We start from the raw sequence: 16,013 nt of genomic DNA, 5'->3' as shown, positions 1-16,013 counted from the left end.
CCTGGTGAGGGCGAGTGAACCGGACCATACTCGGACGCGTGTTCCTGACGATCAGTACCACCGGCACCCCGGAGCGTCCCGCCACCGATCTCGGCTTCCTGCTGCACAAGCATCCCGAGAAGGCGCAGGCGTTCTCCACCTCGCACGGCATCGCGCATGTCTTCTATCCCGAGGCATCCGCGGAGCAGTGCACAGCCGCGCTGCTGCTGGAGGTGGATCCCGTGGCGCTGGTGCGGCGGGGCAAGGGCAAGGGCCGCGGCGGTGCCCCCGACGCGGCACTCGCGCAGTACGTCAACGACCGCCCCTACGCCGCGTCCTCGCTGCTCTCCGTCGCGATGAGCAATGTCTTCAAGTCCGCGCTGAGCGGCACCTGCAAGGCGATGCCCGAGCGGGCGGCGGAGCCGATGCCGTTGCGGATCGAGGTTCCCGCCCTGCCGGCCCGTGGTGGTGCCGAGCTGGTGCGGGGGCTCTTCGGCCCGCTCGGATGGTCCCGCGTGGACGCGGTGGCCGTGCCGCTGGACGAGCGGTTCCCCGAGTGGGGGGACTCGCGGTACGTACGGCTCGTACTGGAGGGTGAGCTGAGGCTCGCGGACGCCCTGCGCCAGCTGTACGTCCTGCTGCCGGTGCTCGACGACGCCAAGCACTACTGGGTGGCGCCGGACGAGGTGGACAAGCTGCTGAGGGCCGGCGAGGGCTGGCTGGCCGACCACCCCGAGCAGAAGCTGATCACCAGCCGGTATCTGTCGCGGCGCTGGGGGCTGACCCGGCAGGCTATGCAGCGGCTGGAGCTGCTGCGGCTCGCCGAGTCCGACGACCTCGAAGTCGAGAGCATCGACAACGCGGTCGACGAGACGGCCGACACGGAGGAGCGGCCGGTGCCGCTCGCCGAGCAGCGCAGGGCCGCGATCCTGGCGGCGCTGACCGCTGCGGGGGCGAGCCGCGTGCTCGACCTGGGCTGCGGCCAGGGCCAGTTGGTGCAGGCGCTGCTGAAGGACGTGCGCTTCACCGAGATCGTCGGCGTGGACGTCTCGATGCGTGCCCTGACGATCGCCTCGCGCCGGCTGAAGCTGGACCGGATGGGGGAGCGCCAGGCCGCCCGGGTGACGCTTCGGCAGGGCTCGCTCACGTACACGGACAAGCAGCTCAAGGGGTACGACGCGGCGGTGCTCAGTGAGGTCGTCGAGCACCTCGACCTGCCGCGGCTGCCGGCTCTGGAGTACGCGGTGTTCGGCGTGGCCCGCCCCCGTACCGTGCTCGTGACCACGCCGAACGTCGAGTACAACGTCCGCTGGGAGTCCCTCCCGGCCGGACACGTCCGGCACGGCGACCATCGCTTCGAATGGACCAGGGCCGAATTCCGGGACTGGGCGGGCGAAGTGGCCCGCAGGCACGGGTACGGGGTGGAGTTCGTCCCCGTGGGCCCCGACGACCCCGAAGTGGGTCCGCCCACCCAGCTGGCCGTGTTCACGATGACCGCGGCCGACACGACTCACACGACAGGCACGACCAGTACGCCTGACGCGACCACGACCGCCACGACCGACGCGCCCGAGAAGGAGGCGAAAGCCGCATGAGTAACACCAGCCCCAGCGACAGCACCCGCGACAGCGACAGCACCCGCGCCGGACGCGTCCTGCCGGTGACCGACCTCTCCCTCGTCGTCCTCATCGGGGCGAGCGGCTCGGGCAAGTCCATCTTCGCCCGCGGGCACTTCAAACCGACGGAGATCATCTCCTCGGACTTCTGCCGCGGCCTCGTCGCCGACGACGAGAACGACCAGAGCGCCAGCCGGGACGCCTTCGACGTCCTGCACTACATCGCGGGCAAGCGGCTGGCCGCCGGACGGCTGACCGTCGTCGACGCCACCAACGTCCAGTCGGAGAGCCGCCGTCAGCTGGTGCAGCTGGCCCGGGAGCACGACGTGCTGCCGATCGCGATCGTCCTCGACCTGCCCGAAGAGGTCTGCCTCGCGCGCAACGCGGGCCGTCCGGACCGTGCCGACATGCCCCGCCACGTCGTCCAGCGCCACCGCAGGGAGCTGCGCCGCTCGCTGCGCGGTCTGGAGCGCGAGGGCTTCCGCAAGGTCCACATCCTGCGCACCGAGGAGGAGGCCGAGCACGCGGAAGTGGTTCTGGAGCGCCGCTACAACGACCTCCGCCACCTCACCGGCCCCTTCGACATCATCGGTGACATCCACGGCTGCAGCTCCGAGCTGGAGACGCTGCTCGGCAAGCTCGGTTACGTGGACGGCGCGCACCCCGAAGGGCGCACGGCGGTGTTCGTCGGCGACCTCGTCGACCGCGGGCCCGACAGCCCCGGTGTGCTGCGCCGCGTCATGTCCATGGTCTCGGACGGCAACGCACTCTGCGTTCCGGGCAACCACGAGAACAAGCTCGGCCGTTACCTCAAGGGCCGCAAGGTCCAGCAGACCCACGGCCTCGCCGAGACGATCGAGCAGCTGGAGCGGGAGGACACCACGGACCCGGAATTCCGGGACCGGGTCAGGGAGTTCATCGACGGACTCGTCAGCCACTACGTGCTGGACGACGGCAAGCTGGTCGTCTGTCACGCCGGCCTGCCCGAGAAGTACCACGGACGCACCTCCGGGCGGGTCCGCTCGCACGCCCTCTACGGCGACACCACCGGCGAGACCGACGAGTTCGGGCTGCCGGTGCGCTACCCGTGGGCGGAGGACTACCGGGGCCGGGCCACCGTGGTCTACGGCCACACGCCCGTGCCGACCACCTCCTGGATCAACAACACCATCTGCCTGGACACGGGTGCCGTGTTCGGCGGGAAGATGACCGCGCTGCGCTGGCCCGAGCGCGAGCTCGTCGACGTACCGGCCGAGCAGGTCTGGTACGAGCCGGTGAAGCCGCTCACCACCGAGGCGCCGGGCGGCCGGGAGGGCCGGCCTCTGGACCTCGCCGATGTGCAGGGCCGCCGGATCGTGGAGACCCGGCACATGGGCCGGGTCGCGGTGCGCGAGGAGAACGCGGCGGCGGCGCTGGAGGTCATGAGCCGGTTCGCCGTCGACCCCCGGCTGCTCGCCTACCTTCCGCCGACCATGGCGCCGACAGCCACCTCGCAGGAGGAGGGCTACCTGGAGCACCCGGCCGAGGCGTTCGCGCAGTACCGGGCGGACGGTGTGGCCAAGGTCGTGTGCGAGGAGAAGCACATGGGCTCCCGGGCCGTGGCCCTGGTCTGCCGTGACGCGGAAGCGGCACGGGAACGGTTCGGAACCGGCGCCTTCGGGACCGGCGGCCACGTAACCGCGGACTCCGAAACCGGGGACTCCGCGACCGGCAACTCCGGCAAGGACGGCCCGACGGGCGCGCTGCACACCCGCACCGGACGGCCGTTCCTGGACGACCCGGCGCTCACCGAGGCCGTGCTGGGCCGGCTGCGCCAGGCCGTCACCGCCGCCGGGCTGTGGGAGGAGTGGGACACCGACTGGGTGCTGCTCGACGCCGAGCTGATGCCCTGGTCCCTGAAGGCGGCCGGGCTGCTCCGCTCGCAGTACGCGGCGGTCGGCGCGGCGTCGGGCGCCGTCTTCCCCGCGGCCACCGGGGCGCTCGAGGCGGCGGCGGCACGCGGTATCGACGTCGGCGCGCTCGCGGAGCGGCAGCGGGGCCGGGCCGAGGACGCCGCCGCGTTCACCGAGGCCTACCGCCGCTACTGCTGGAGCACGGAGGGACTGGACGGGGTACGCCTGGCGCCCTTCCAGATCCTCGCCGTGCAGGGCCGCTCGCTCGCCTCCGTACCCCATGACGAGCAGCTGGCCTGGCTGGACCGGCTGGTCGAGCACGACCCCACCGGTCTGCTCCAGGTCACCCGGCGGCTCGTCGTCGACACCGCCGACGAGGCCTCGGTCCGCTCGGGTGTCGACTGGTGGCTGGAGATGACCGGCCGCGGCGGCGAGGGCATGGTCGTCAAGCCGCTCGGCGCGCTCGTCAGGGACGGCAAGGACCGTCTCGTCCAGCCCGGCATCAAGGTGCGAGGCCGGGAGTACCTGCGGATCATCTACGGCCCCGAGTACACCCGCCCGGAGAACCTGGACCGGCTGCGCGGCCGCTTCCTCGGCCACAAGCGGTCGCTCGCCCTGCGCGAGTACGCCCTGGGTCTGGAGGCCCTGGACCGGCTGGCCGACGGGGAGCCGCTGTGGCGGGTCCACGAGGCGGTGTTCGCGGTACTGGCACTGGAGTCGGAGCCGGTGGACCCGCGGCTGTGACGTGTGCTGCCGGGCCGGAACCGTTCGCGGTCCCGGCCCGGCGGCAGAACCGGCTGGCGATTCGCCGGGTGAACGCCCTCCCGCGCGGTGAGGATGAGGGCATGGGATTCCATGTCGACTCCGAGGCCGGGCGGCTGCGCCGCGTCATCCTGCACCGCCCCGATCTGGAACTGAAAAGGCTCACGCCGGAGAACCGGGGCGCGCTGCTCTTCGATGACGTGCTCTGGGTGCGCCGGGCCCGTGAGGAGCACGACGGCTTCGCGGACGTACTGCGCGACCGCGGCGTGGAGGTGCACCTCTTCGGCGATCTGCTCCGGGAGTCGCTGGAGATCCCCGTGGCCCGGCGGCTCGTGCTGGACCGGGTCTTCGAGGAGAAGGAGTACGGACCGCTGGCCACCGAGCACCTGCGGGCCGCCTTCGAGGAGCTGTCCACCGCCGACCTCTGCGAGGCACTGGTCGGCGGGATGACCAAACGGGAGTTCCTGGAGCGTTTCCGCGAGCCGACCTCCGTGCGCTTCCACGTCATGGACCTGGACGACTTCCTGCTCGGGCCGCTGCCCAACCACCTCTTCACCCGGGACACCTCGGCCTGGATCTACGACGGGGTCTCCATCAACGCGATGCGGTGGCCCGCCCGGCAGCGCGAGACCGTCCACTTCGAGGCGATCTACCGTCACCACCCGCTGTTCACGGGTCCCGACGCCGGCGCCTTCCACCACTGGTCGGAGGGGCAGGACGACTACCCCTCCACCATCGAGGGCGGCGACGTCCTCGTCATCGGCCGGGGGGCCGTGCTCATCGGGATGAGTGAACGCACCACCCCGCAGGCCGTGGAGATGCTGGCCCGCGGCCTCTTCGACGCCGGCTCCGCCCGGACGATCGTGGCCCTCGACATGCCCAAGAGCCGGGCGTTCATGCACCTCGACACGGTGATGACGATGGTCGACGGGGACACCTTCACCAAGTACGCGGGCCTGGGCATGCTCCGCTCGTACACCATCGAACCCGGGGACGGGCCGCGCGATCTCAAGGTCACCGACCATCCGCCCGAGCACATGCACCGTGCCATCGCCGAGGCGCTGGGCCTGGAGTCGATCCGGGTCCTGACCGCCACCCAGGACGTGCACGCGGCCGCGCGCGAGCAGTGGGACGACGGCTGCAACGTCCTGGCCGTCGAGCCTGGCGTCGTCGTCGCCTACGAGCGCAACGCCACCACCAACACCCACCTGCGCAAGGAGGGCATCGAGGTCATCGAGATCCGCGGCAGCGAACTGGGCCGGGGCCGCGGCGGCCCGCGCTGCATGAGCTGCCCGGTGGTCCGGGACCCGGTGTAGGCGCGGGGCGCGGGGCGCGGAGCGGGTGAGTACGGGGAGAGAGCCCGGGGCTCTGTATAGCGATGCGTTGTGTCGTATAGACTTCCAGGGTTACGGTATGCGCCCCTCCGTCCGACCCAGGAGCAGTCACCATGGCCATAGACCTCGCAGGCCGCCACTTCCTCAAGGAGCTGGACTTCACGGCCGAGGAGTTCCGCGGCCTGATCGCCCTGGCCGCCGAGCTCAAGGCGGCGAAGAAGGCGGGCACCGAGGTCCAGCGGCTGCGTGGCAGGAACATCGCGCTGATCTTCGAGAAGACCTCGACCCGTACCCGCTGCGCGTTCGAGGTGGCCGCGGCCGACCAGGGTGCCTCCACCACCTACCTCGACCCCTCCGGCTCCCAGATGGGGCACAAGGAGTCCGTGAAGGACACCGCCCGGGTCCTCGGCCGGATGTTCGACGGGATCGAGTACCGCGGTGACAGCCAGGAGGCCGTCGAGGAACTGGCGGCCCACGGCGGCGTGCCCGTCTTCAACGGGCTCACCGACGACTGGCACCCCACCCAGATGCTCGCCGACGTCCTCACGATGACCGAGCACAGCGAGAAGCCGCTGGAGCGGATCGCCTTCGCCTACCTCGGCGACGCCCGGTTCAACATGGGCAACTCCTACCTCGTCACCGGCGCCCTGCTGGGGATGGACGTCCGGATCGTCGCGCCGAAGGCCTACTGGCCCGCCGACGCCGTCGTCGCGCAGGCCCACGAGCTCGCGGCGGTGAGCGGGGCCACGGTCACGCTCACCGAGGACATCGCCGAGGGTGTGGGCGGCGCCGACTTCGTCGTCACCGACGTCTGGGTCTCGATGGGCGAGCCCAAGGAGGTCTGGGACGAGCGCATCACCGCCCTCGCGCCGTACGCCGTCACCATGGACGTCCTGCGGGCCAGCGGCAACGACGGCGTGAAGTTCATGCACTGCCTCCCGGCCTACCACGACCTCGGCACCAAGGTGGGCCGGGAGATCCACGCCCGGCACGGACTCACCGAGCTGGAGGTCAGTGACGAGGTCTTCGAGTCCGCGCACTCCGTCGTCTTCGACGAGGCGGAGAACCGGATGCACACGATCAAGGCCGTGCTGGTGGCGACGATGGCCACGCGCTGACACGGTCGTACCGCATGATCATGCACCCAATTGGGTGAACATGCGTCCGGGTGCCTAGTATGGCCCCCGTTGGTGGGGTTCGAGCTCGCACGCTCGAACCCCATTTTCGTGTCCGGCGGCCGGCCCCCACTGCCGTCGCCGCGGCACACACCCCCCACCTGCACCGCCAGAGATGAGAACACCGCCGTGAGCCCTCTGCGTCTTCCCGGCCCGCCGCACCGCGTCAAGGACCCCCACCAGCTGATCGCCGAATCCGGCGCCGACCTGGAGGGCCACGGACTCAGGCGCACCATGGGGCTCTTCCAGCTGGTGTGCTTCGGGGTCGGTGCCGTCGTGGGCACCGGCATCTTCGTCGGCCTGTCCGACAGCGTCGCCGAAGCCGGTCCCGCCGTCGTGCTGTCCTTCGTCCTCGCGGCCGTCACCTGCATCTTCACCGCGTTCTCGTTCGCCGAGCTGGGCAGCGCGATCCCGGTCTCCGGCAGCTCGTACTCCTTCGCCTACGCCACCCTCGGCGAGCGCGCCGCCTTCCTCGTGGGCTGGTGCCTTCTCCTGGAGTACGGCGTCTCGGTGTCGGCCGTGGCGGTGGGCTGGAGCCAGTACGTCAACGAACTGCTCGACAGTCTCTTCGGATGGCAGCTGCCGGCCGCGCTCTCCGCCGGTCCCGGCGACGGCGGTGTGATCAACCTGCCCGCCGTGCTCGTGGTGATGATGGCCGCGACGCTGCTGGTGCGCGGCATCCGGGAGAGCGCCGGGGCCACGGCCGCGATGGCCGTCCTCAAGATCACCATCCTGATCATGTTCTGTGTGATCGCCTTCACCGCCTTCGAGCACGACAACCTCACACCGTTCCTGGCCCACGGCCCCGGTGGCGTCACCGCGGGCGCGTCGCTGGCGTTCTTCTCGTACATCGGCTTCGACGCCATCACCACCGCGGGCGAGGAGGTCAGGAATCCGCGACGCAACATCCCGATCGCGATCATGATCTGCATCGGCCTGGTCACGCTGCTCTACTGCGCGGTGGCCCTCGCCGCGATCGGCGCCCTCGGACCGGAAGCCGTCTCCGACAAGCCGGCCGCGCTCTCCCTCATCGTCGACCAGGTCACCGACTCTACGGTCGGCGGCGGAATCATCGCGTTCGGCGCGATCGTCGCCATCGCCTCGGTCGTTCTCGCGGTCATGTACGGACAGACCCGGATCCTGATGTCGATGTCGCGCGACGGACTGGTCCCGCGGGTCTTCGAACGCGTCTCGCCGCGGACCGCGACACCCGTCGCCAACACCTGGATCGTCGCCGTCGTCTTCGCCGTCCCGGCGGCCTTCTCCTCGCTCGACGTGGTGGTGAACCTGACCACCATCGGGACGCTGGCCACGATGGTCGCCGTGAACGTCGCCGTGATCGTGCTGCGCCGCCGCAATCCGGAGGTGAAGGGCTCGTTCCGGGTGCCGCTCTACCCGCTCAGCCCGCTGCTCGGCGTCGGCTTCTGCGTGTACCTGATGTACGGGACCGGGTGGTCGACCTGGGTGCAGTTCGCGGTGTTCCTGGCCGTCGGCGCGGCGGTGTACGCCGGGTACGGCCGCAGCCGCTCACGGCTGGCGCACCGGACCGAAGGCTGACGAGCCGCCCGGCCAGGGGGCAGCCAGGCCGGGGGAGAGACAGGTCAGGAGGCAGGCCGGGCGGGCGACGGCAGGGTGAACCACACCGCCTTGCCGCGCTCCGTCGTGCGGTGGCCGCAGGACGAGCTGAGTGTACGGATCAGCAGCAGCCCCCGCCCGTGCTCCTGCCACGGGTCGGGCATGGCGTCCGGATCCGGACGGGAGAGGTCGCCCGGCGGGGCCGGGTCCCCGTCGTGCACCTCCACCTGGCAGCCGGTCGGCAGGAGCTCCACCACCAGCTCGACGGGCTCGTCGCCCGGGGTGTGCTCCACGGCGTTGGCGACCAGCTCCGCGGTCAGGAGTTCGGCGGTGTCACTGTCGGCGGGTGCGTCGGAGTCCGGGTCGATGGATGCCAGCACCGAACGGATCAGCGCCCGGGCGATCGGCACGGCGGCCGCGGAGTGCGGCAGCGTGATCCGCCAGACGGCGGGTGCGGGGGCATCGGACGGCACGGCGGGGCTTCCGTTCGGGAGAGCGTGAACAGTCCTGGGCTCAAGAGTTCCGGAGCTCAAAACTTCTTGGTTTCAACCTTACGAATCCCCACGACACGGGCAAGGGCCTGCCGACCGGTGCGAACGGGACGTTCGTCACTGGTTCCCCCACTCCGTCTATCGCGTACTCGTGACGGAAGTCACGTACGAGTGATAAATTCGGGGTCAGGCAGCAGCCCGACGGCCGAAGGGGACACCCTCGATGAGTCCGTTTCCCAGCTCCGCGTCCCGTACGGAGAACTGGCACCATCTGCGGGTCACGACGCAGGACGGCGTCGCCACCGTCACCCTCGCCCGGCCGGAGAAGCTCAACGCGCTGACCTTCGGCGCCTACGCGGATCTGCGCGACCTCCTCGCCGAGCTGTCGAGGGAGCGCTCCGTGCGCGCCCTGGTGCTGGCCGGAGAGGGCCGCGGCTTCTGCTCGGGCGGCGATGTGGACGAGATCATCGGCGCCACACTCGCGATGGACACCGCCCAGCTGCTGGACTTCAACCGGATGACCGGGCTGGTGGTACGGGCCCTGCGGGAGTGCCCGTTCCCCGTCGTCGCGGCCGTGCACGGAGTCGCCGCCGGGGCGGGCGCCGTGCTCGCGCTCGCCGCCGACTTCCGGGTCGCCGACCCCTCGGCGAAGTTCGCCTTCCTCTTCACCCGCGTGGGGCTCTCGGGCGGTGACATGGGCGCCGCCTATCTGCTGCCCAGGGTCGTCGGCCTCGGTCACGCCACCCGGCTGCTGATGCTGGGCGACCCCGTCCGCGCCCCCGAGGCCGAGCGGATCGGGCTGATCAGCGAACTGGCCGAGGAAGGCGGGGCCGACGAGCGGGCCGCGGCCCTCGCCCGGCGCCTCGCCGACGGACCCGCGCTCGCCCTCGCCCAGACCAAGGCACTGCTCACCGCCGAACTCGACATGCCGCTGGCGGCCTCCGTGGAGATGGACGCCGCCACCCAGGCCCTGCTGATGCACGGCGAGGACTACGCCGAGTTCCACGCCGCCTTCACCGAGAAACGGCCGCCGAAATGGCAGGGCCGGTGATCCGGTGACGCCCCCCGAAGCGCGGCGCCCCGGCCCGCCACCCCCCGGCAGCGCAGCGAGAACGCTCCGCCGGGTCGCCGTCATCGGCGGCGGACCCGGCGGGCTCTACGCCGCCGCCCTGCTCAAACGGCTCGGCCCGGAGCGTGAGATCACCCTCTGGGAGCGCAACGCCCCCGACGACACCTTCGGCTTCGGTGTCGTCCTGTCCGACGAGACCCTCGGCGGCATCGAGCACGCCGACCCCGCCGTCCACGCCGCACTCCAGCGCGAGTTCGTCCGCTGGGACGACATCGACATCGTCCACCGCGGCCACACCCAGACCTCCGGCGGTCACGGCTTCGCGGCGCTCGGCCGGCGCCGGCTCCTGGAGATCCTGCACGAGCGCTGCGCCGGTCTCGGGGTGCGCCTCCGCTTCCGCGAGGAGGCACCGCCCGCCGCCGAACTGGCCGCCTCCCACGACCTGGTGATCGCGGCCGACGGCGTACACAGCCGGACCCGCGACGCCCGGGCGGACCGTTTCGGGCCCCACATCACCGCCCACCGCTGCCGCTACATCTGGCTCGCCGCCGACTTCGCCCTGGACGCCTTCCGCTTCGAGACCGCCGAGACCGCGTACGGCGTGATGCAACTGCACGCCTACCCCTTCTCTCCCGACGCCTCGACCGTCATCGTCGAGATGCGCGAAGAGGTCTGGCGCGCGGCCGGATTCGACACCTGCGACCCCGCCGAGTCGACCCGGCACTGCGCCAAGATCTTCGCCGACGCCCTCGGCCACCGGCCGCTGCGCTCCCACAACTCCTCCTGGCTCACCTTCCGCACCGTCGTCAACGAGCACTGGTCGCACGGGAACACGGTCCTCATCGGCGACGCCGCCCACACCGCGCACTTCTCCATCGGCTCCGGCACCAAACTCGCCGTCGAGGACGCCCTCGCCCTCGCCGCCTGCGTCGAGGAACAGCCGGACCTGCCCGCAGCCCTCGCCGCGTACGAGAGCGAGCGCAGGCCCGTCGTCGAGTCGACCCAGCGCGCCGCCGCAGCCAGCCTGCGCTGGTTCGAGGAGCTGGGTACGTACGTCGACCAGCCGCCCCGCCAGTTCGCCTTCAACCTCCTCACCCGCAGCCGTCGCGTCACCCACGACAACCTGCGGCTGCGCGACGCCTCGTTCACCGCGGCCGTCGAGGACGAGTTCGGCTGCGCACCCGGCACACCGCCGATGTTCACCCCGCTGCGGCTGCGGGCCCTGGAGCTGCGCAACCGCGTCGTCGTCTCGCCCATGGACATGTACTCGGCCACGGACGGCGTTCCCGGCGAATTCCACCTCGTCCACCTCGGTGCGCGGGCGCTGGGAGGCGCCGGGCTGGTCATGACGGAGATGGTGTGCGTGAGCCCCGAGGGCCGCATCACCCCGGGCTGCACCGGCCTCTACACCGACGAGCAGGCAGCCGCCTGGACCAGGATCGCCGGCTTCGTGCACACCGGATCGCCCGGCACCGCGATCGGGATCCAGCTCGGCCACTCCGGCCGCAAGGGCTCCACCAAGCTCATGTGGGACGGCATCGACCAGCCGCTCGACGACGGCAACTGGCCGCTGACCGCCGCCTCCGCGCTCCCGTACGCGCCGGGCGTCAACCAGACGCCCCACGCCCTGGACCGAGCCGGCCTGGACGCCGTCCGGGAGCAGTTCGCGTCCGCCGCCGAGCGCGCCGACGCCTGCGGGTTCGACCTCCTCGAACTGCACTGCGCCCACGGCTATCTGCTCTCCGGGTTCCTCTCCCCGCTCACCAACCACCGCACCGACGCGTACGGCGGCACCCTCGCCAACCGGCTCCGCTTCCCGCTGGAAGTCTTCGACGCGGTCCGTGAACGGTGGCCCGATGACCGGCCGATGACGGTCCGGATCTCCGCGACCGACTGGGCCGAGGGCGGGACGACGGGCGAGGACGCCGTCGAGATCGCCCGCGCCTTCGTCGCGCACGGCGCCGACGCCATCGACGTCTCCACCGGTCAGGTCGTCCCGACCGAACGGCCCGAGTACGGGCGCTCCTACCAGACCCCGTACGCCGACCGGATCCGCAACACGCTGTGCGTGCCCGTCATCGCGGTCGGCGCCATCTCCTCCTGGGACGACGTCAACTCGCTGCTGCTCGCGGGCCGCGCCGACCTCTGCGCCCTGGCCCGCCCGCATCTGTACGACCCGCACTGGACGCTCCACGCGGCAGCCGACCAGGGCTACACGGGGCCGGGCGCTCCCTGGCCGCTGCCGTACCGCGCGGGCAGCCGCACCCCGCCGACGGGCCGGACGGACGCCCCGAAACCGCGGCTCACTCTGGGCTGAGCGGCAGGCACTCGTGGCAGAGGCAGGGATCGGGGTGCGGGCCGCCGTGATGGGTGTGGCGTCCCAGCCGGGCGGTCCTGTCCAGTCGTTCCGCCAGCTCGGCCGCCTCCTCACGCGTCCGCACGGGCATGGCGGCGCACCGCTCGAGGACGGCCGGGGAGTACACCAACTGGGGCCGGAAGGTGTGCAGATGGCGGGTCCCGGTGTCGATGGTGATCCATCGCCCGGTGTGCCGGCCGTGGCCCACCGCGGTCAGCTGCTCGTTGCCCATCCCGGGGTAGGTGTCCATGACGTAGACCTTCGCCCCGCCCCGGAACGCCTTCGTGCCGGGCCGGAACTCCTGCCCCAGATCCCCGTACCGCCGCCACCGTACGACGTTCGCCGCGACCAGCCACTGGGGTTCGGGTACGTCACCCATCGCTCTCCTCCGCGCTGACCACCAGCCGGTCCGAGACGGCCCGGTAGCCGATGCGGGTGTACACGCCGTTGCTCGTCGGGTTCGCCAGGTCGGTGAAGAGCAGCACCTCGTCCGCGCCCGCCGCCCGTGCCGCGCCGCTCACCTCGGCGGTCACGGCCGCCGCGTAGCCCCGGCCGCGGTGCTCCGGCGGTGTGTAGACGGGCGTGACGCGTGCGGTGCCCGCGATCCGCAGCGAGATGCCCGCCATCGACACGGGGGCACCGTCGTTCTCCCAGAGCGTCAGCCGGCCCTCCGACGTCCGCTCGTCGACCGCCCGCCCGTGGCGTGCGCCGGAACCGCCCGGACCGCCGATCTCGGCCGAGAACGCGGCGTACCAGCGCAGCAGCAGGTCCCGGTCCGCCGGATTCGCGGCCCTCGCGCGGCCACCGGGGGCGGGCGACGGCGGGGTCAGCTCGCCCAGCCGGTACAGACGCTGCTCCTCGTCGACGCGGTGCCCCGGCCAATGGGCCGCCACCGCCCGGGCGGTGGCCCGGTCCGCGTTCACCCGGGTCAGCCCACGGGCGGCCATCAGCGGGGCGATCGCCTCGGGGGCGACCGCGTTCAGCGTCGCGGGGTAGGGCGGCGTATGGAGCAGGGTGCCCGCCACCTCGCCGTCGGCGCCGCGCCACCAGCCCAGTACCGGATCGTGGTCGCCGTAGGCGCGGGGCCCGTGGCGGCGCAGGGCCGCGGTGACGGTCAGCAGGACCGTGCTCTCGGCAGGCCGGGCGCTCAGCGAGGGGCCGGCCGCGGCGAGAAAGAGGTCGACGTCGTCCGTGAAGGTCCAGGTCATGCCTCGGCATTCTGCCGGGCGCACCGCGGCCGGGGCACGCCGTTATCCGCGGCCGGGGCACGCCGTTATCCGCGGACGAACTCCGCCCCGGCATCCCGCAGTCGTTCGTGCAGCAGCCCGAACACCTCCGCCGACCTGCCGCCCGGCCACGCCGGTGCGAGCAGCTCCTTCGGCAGCCCCGGATCCGCGTACGGCACCTGCCGCCAGGAGTCCAGCGCCAACAGGTAGTCGCGGTACGCGGTCTCCGGATCCGGAGCCTCGTCCGGGCGTGCCTCCCAGGACCGCAGCACCGGCTCGTGCCGCTCCAGGAAGCCCTCGTGCAGCCGGGCCACGGCGTCCAGGTCCCACCAGCGCGCCACCGACTCCGCGGTGGCCGCGAACCCCAGGTGGTCGCCGCGGAAGAGATCCACGTACGGGGTGAGGTCCAGGCGTTCCAGGGTGTGCCGCGTCTCCTCGTACAGCGCGGCCGGCGCGATCCACACGCCGGGTGCGGCCGTGCCGAAGCCGAGCCCGGACAGCCGTGAGCGCAGCAGGTGCCGCTTGTGGCGTTCGGCCTCCGGTACGGAGAACACGGCGAGCACCCAGCCGTCCTCGATGCGCGGGTCCGGATGCCGGTAGATCCGACGGTCCCCGTCGTCGAGCAGCTGGCGGGCGTCGGCCGAGAGGGCGTACCCCGCGGCCCTGCCCGGCGTCCGGGCCGCGGCGAGCAGGCCCCGCCGCTTCAGCCGGGAGACGGAGGACCGTACGGCGGGGGCCTCGACACCGACCGCGCCGAGCAGCCGGACGAGTTCCGCCACCGGTATCGGGGCGTCGCCCGGGGTGCGGCCGTACGCACCGTAGAGCGTGACGATCAGCGAGCGGGGAGTGTGCGGTTCGACCATGTGATCATTCTCGGCCCGGTGTGCCGGAGTCCGCACCGGGGTCGTCCGCGCGAAGCCGGAACCGCTGCAGTTTGCCGGTCGCGGTACGGGGGAGTGCGGGCAGGAACGTGATGAGCCGGGGGCATTTGTGCGGGGCCAGCTCGGAGCGCATGAAGGCGCGGAGCGCGTCGGCGGTCAGGTCCGAGTCCTCCCGGCGCACCACGTACGCCGCGACGATGCGGCCGCGCAGCTCGTCCGCACGGCCCACCACCGCGGCCTCCGCCACTTCGGGGTGGCGCAGCAGGGCGTCCTCGACCTCGGGGCCCGCGATGTTGTAGCCGGAGGAGATGATCATGTCGTCGGCGCGGGCCACGTAGCGGAAGTAGCCGTCCGCGTCGCGCACATAGGTGTCGCCGGTGAGGTTCCAGCCGTGCCGGACGTACTCCCGCTGCCGGTCGTCGGCGAGGTAGCGGCAGCCGACCGGGCCGCGCACCGCGAGCAGCCCCGGTTCGCCGTCCGGCACCGGTTCACCGTCGGCGTCCACCACCCTGGCCTGCCAGCCGGGGACCGGGAGCCCGGTGGTGCCGGGGCGGATGGCGTCATCGGCGGCGGAGACGAAGATGTGCAGCAGCTCGGTGGCGCCGATGCCGTTGATGATCTTCAGGCCGGTGCGCTCGTACCAGGACCGCCAGGTCGCGACGGGCAGGTTCTCGCCCGCGGACACACAGCGGCGGAGCGCGGAGAGGTCGTGCCCGTCGAGCTGGTCGAGCATCACCCGGTAGGCGGTCGGGGCGGTGAACAGCACCGAGACCCGGTGGGCGGCCAGGGCGGGCAGCAGTTGCTTGGGGCCCGCCTGTTCGAGCAGCAGGGCCGACGCGCCGGCCCGCAGCGGGAAGACGACCAGACCGCCGAGCCCGAAGGTGAAACCGAGCGGCGGACTGCCGGCGAAGACGTCGTCGGGCACCGGCCGCAGGACGTGCCGGGAGAAGGTGTCCGCGACGGCCAGCACATCGCGGTGCAGATGCATACAGCCCTTGGGGCGACCGGTGGTCCCCGAGGTGAACGCGATCAGCGCCACGTCGTCCGCCGCGGTGTCCACGGCCCGGTAGGGGCCCGGCCGGGCGGCGGCCAGCCGCAGCAGGTCGTCGGGTGCGTCGCCGCCGTACGCCGTGATCCGCAGCCCGGGGGCATCGGCCTTCACCAGGTCGTCGACGGTCCGGACGTCGCACAGCGCGTGACTGACGCGGGCGATCGAGCAGATCGTGGCGAGTTCGGCCGCCCGCTGCTGGGCCAGTACGGTGACGGCGACCGCGCCGGCCTTCAGCACCGCCAGCCAGCAGGCGGCCAGGTGCGGCGTGGTGGGGCCGCGCAGCAGCACGCGGTTGCCGGGTACGACCCCCAGGTCCGAGGTGAGGACATGGGCGATCCGGTCGACCAGGTCCCGCAGCTCCCCGTAGTTCAGCACCCCGCCGTCGGGCGTACGGAAGGCGGGCCGGCCGGGCCCGAGCCGCTCGGCCGTACGGTCCAGGAGCTCGGCGGCGCAGTTGAGCCGGTCCGGGTAGTGCAGCTCGGGCAGGTCGAAGACCAGTTCAGGCCACTGGTCGGCGGGTGGCAGATGTTCCCTGGCGAAGCTGTCGATGTGCGCTGAGGTATTCGGTTCCATGAAGGATCGCCCCCTTGTCGCCCTTGGAGCGTA

At 72.0% G+C, this 16,013-nt stretch carries 12 protein-coding genes; 7 read left to right on the top strand and 5 right to left on the bottom strand.

Features of this window, described 5'->3' with window-relative positions; genetic code table 11:
- Positions 1 to 38: 38 nt before the first annotated feature.
- From OG959_RS06885 to OG959_RS06865, 5 genes are all read left to right on the top strand, one after another.
- Positions 39 to 1,574, top strand: coding sequence for a 3' terminal RNA ribose 2'-O-methyltransferase Hen1 (locus tag OG959_RS06885; protein ID WP_326657271.1), 1,536 nt, complete (start codon positions 39 to 41; stop codon positions 1,572 to 1,574).
- Positions 1,571 to 4,231 carry a polynucleotide kinase-phosphatase gene (locus tag OG959_RS06880; RefSeq protein WP_326657270.1) on the top strand — a complete coding sequence of 887 codons (2,661 nt, stop codon included), beginning with the start codon at positions 1,571 to 1,573 and terminating at the stop codon, positions 4,229 to 4,231. The genes OG959_RS06885 and OG959_RS06880 overlap by 4 nt, the downstream gene beginning before the upstream one ends.
- A gap of 101 nt (positions 4,232 to 4,332) precedes the next feature.
- A complete protein-coding gene (locus OG959_RS06875; protein ID WP_326657269.1) occupies positions 4,333 to 5,565 on the top strand; it encodes an arginine deiminase in 1,233 nt (410 codons plus the stop codon).
- Positions 5,566 to 5,696: 131 nt separating this feature from the next.
- Positions 5,697 to 6,701, top strand: coding sequence for an ornithine carbamoyltransferase (gene argF, locus OG959_RS06870; RefSeq protein WP_326657268.1), 1,005 nt, complete (start codon positions 5,697 to 5,699; stop codon positions 6,699 to 6,701).
- A gap of 186 nt (positions 6,702 to 6,887) precedes the next feature.
- A complete protein-coding gene (locus OG959_RS06865) occupies positions 6,888 to 8,315 on the top strand; it encodes an amino acid permease (RefSeq protein WP_326657266.1) in 1,428 nt (475 codons plus the stop codon).
- A 44-nt stretch (positions 8,316 to 8,359) separates the two neighbouring features.
- On the opposite strand, the gene OG959_RS06860 is transcribed toward OG959_RS06865, so the two are convergent.
- Complete coding sequence (locus OG959_RS06860; protein WP_326657265.1) at positions 8,360 to 8,806, bottom strand: ATP-binding protein; 447 nt, start codon at positions 8,804 to 8,806, stop codon at positions 8,360 to 8,362.
- A 241-nt stretch (positions 8,807 to 9,047) separates the two neighbouring features.
- Between OG959_RS06860 and OG959_RS06855 the strand changes: the two genes are divergently transcribed.
- Together OG959_RS06855 and OG959_RS06850 are read left to right on the top strand one after the other, a co-directional pair.
- A complete protein-coding gene (locus tag OG959_RS06855) occupies positions 9,048 to 9,875 on the top strand; it encodes an enoyl-CoA hydratase family protein (RefSeq protein WP_326657264.1) in 828 nt (275 codons plus the stop codon).
- Positions 9,876 to 9,957: 82 nt separating this feature from the next.
- Positions 9,958 to 12,210, top strand: coding sequence for a bifunctional salicylyl-CoA 5-hydroxylase/oxidoreductase (locus tag OG959_RS06850; protein ID WP_326666256.1), 2,253 nt, complete (start codon positions 9,958 to 9,960; stop codon positions 12,208 to 12,210).
- On the opposite strand, the gene OG959_RS06845 is transcribed toward OG959_RS06850, so the two are convergent.
- The 4 genes from OG959_RS06845 to OG959_RS06830 form a co-directional block, all read right to left on the bottom strand.
- A complete protein-coding gene (locus OG959_RS06845; RefSeq protein ID WP_326657263.1) occupies positions 12,197 to 12,628 on the bottom strand; it encodes a hypothetical protein in 432 nt (143 codons plus the stop codon). The two genes, OG959_RS06850 and OG959_RS06845, sit on opposite strands and share 14 nt — an antisense overlap.
- Positions 12,621 to 13,457, bottom strand: a complete 837-nt coding sequence (locus OG959_RS06840) for a GNAT family N-acetyltransferase (RefSeq protein ID WP_326657262.1) — start codon at positions 13,455 to 13,457, stop codon at positions 12,621 to 12,623. Before OG959_RS06840 ends, OG959_RS06845 begins: the two co-directional genes overlap by 8 nt.
- Before the next feature lie 65 nt (positions 13,458 to 13,522).
- The gene (locus tag OG959_RS06835) at positions 13,523 to 14,338 is read right to left on the bottom strand and encodes a PaaX family transcriptional regulator (RefSeq protein ID WP_326657261.1); all 816 of its coding nucleotides are present in this window, start codon (positions 14,336 to 14,338) and stop codon (positions 13,523 to 13,525) included.
- A 4-nt stretch (positions 14,339 to 14,342) separates the two neighbouring features.
- Positions 14,343 to 15,980, bottom strand: coding sequence for an AMP-binding protein (locus OG959_RS06830; RefSeq protein WP_326657259.1), 1,638 nt, complete (start codon positions 15,978 to 15,980; stop codon positions 14,343 to 14,345).
- Positions 15,981 to 16,013 lie beyond the last annotated feature (33 nt).

This window comes from Streptomyces sp. NBC_00385, from assembly GCF_035917155.1.
In the GTDB taxonomy this organism is placed as follows: domain Bacteria; phylum Actinomycetota; class Actinomycetes; order Streptomycetales; family Streptomycetaceae; genus Streptomyces; species Streptomyces poriferorum.
This window is presented reverse-complemented; position numbering and strand designations above follow the sequence as displayed.

Excerpts from the sequence above, each read along its gene's own strand:
- OG959_RS06855 (WP_326657264.1), top strand. The coding sequence starts at position 9,048 with ATGAGTCCGTTTCCCAGCTCCGCGTCCCGTACGGAGAACTGGCACCAT.
- OG959_RS06835 (WP_326657261.1), bottom strand. The coding sequence starts at position 14,338 with ATGGTCGAACCGCACACTCCCCGCTCGCTGATCGTCACGCTCTACGGT.
- argF (WP_326657268.1), top strand. The coding sequence starts at position 5,697 with ATGGCCATAGACCTCGCAGGCCGCCACTTCCTCAAGGAGCTGGACTTC.
- OG959_RS06875 (WP_326657269.1), top strand. The coding sequence starts at position 4,333 with ATGGGATTCCATGTCGACTCCGAGGCCGGGCGGCTGCGCCGCGTCATC.
- OG959_RS06840 (WP_326657262.1), bottom strand. The coding sequence starts at position 13,457 with ATGACCTGGACCTTCACGGACGACGTCGACCTCTTTCTCGCCGCGGCC.
- OG959_RS06830 (WP_326657259.1), bottom strand. The coding sequence starts at position 15,980 with ATGGAACCGAATACCTCAGCGCACATCGACAGCTTCGCCAGGGAACAT.
- OG959_RS06845 (WP_326657263.1), bottom strand. The coding sequence starts at position 12,628 with ATGGGTGACGTACCCGAACCCCAGTGGCTGGTCGCGGCGAACGTCGTA.
- OG959_RS06880 (WP_326657270.1), top strand. The coding sequence starts at position 1,571 with ATGAGTAACACCAGCCCCAGCGACAGCACCCGCGACAGCGACAGCACC.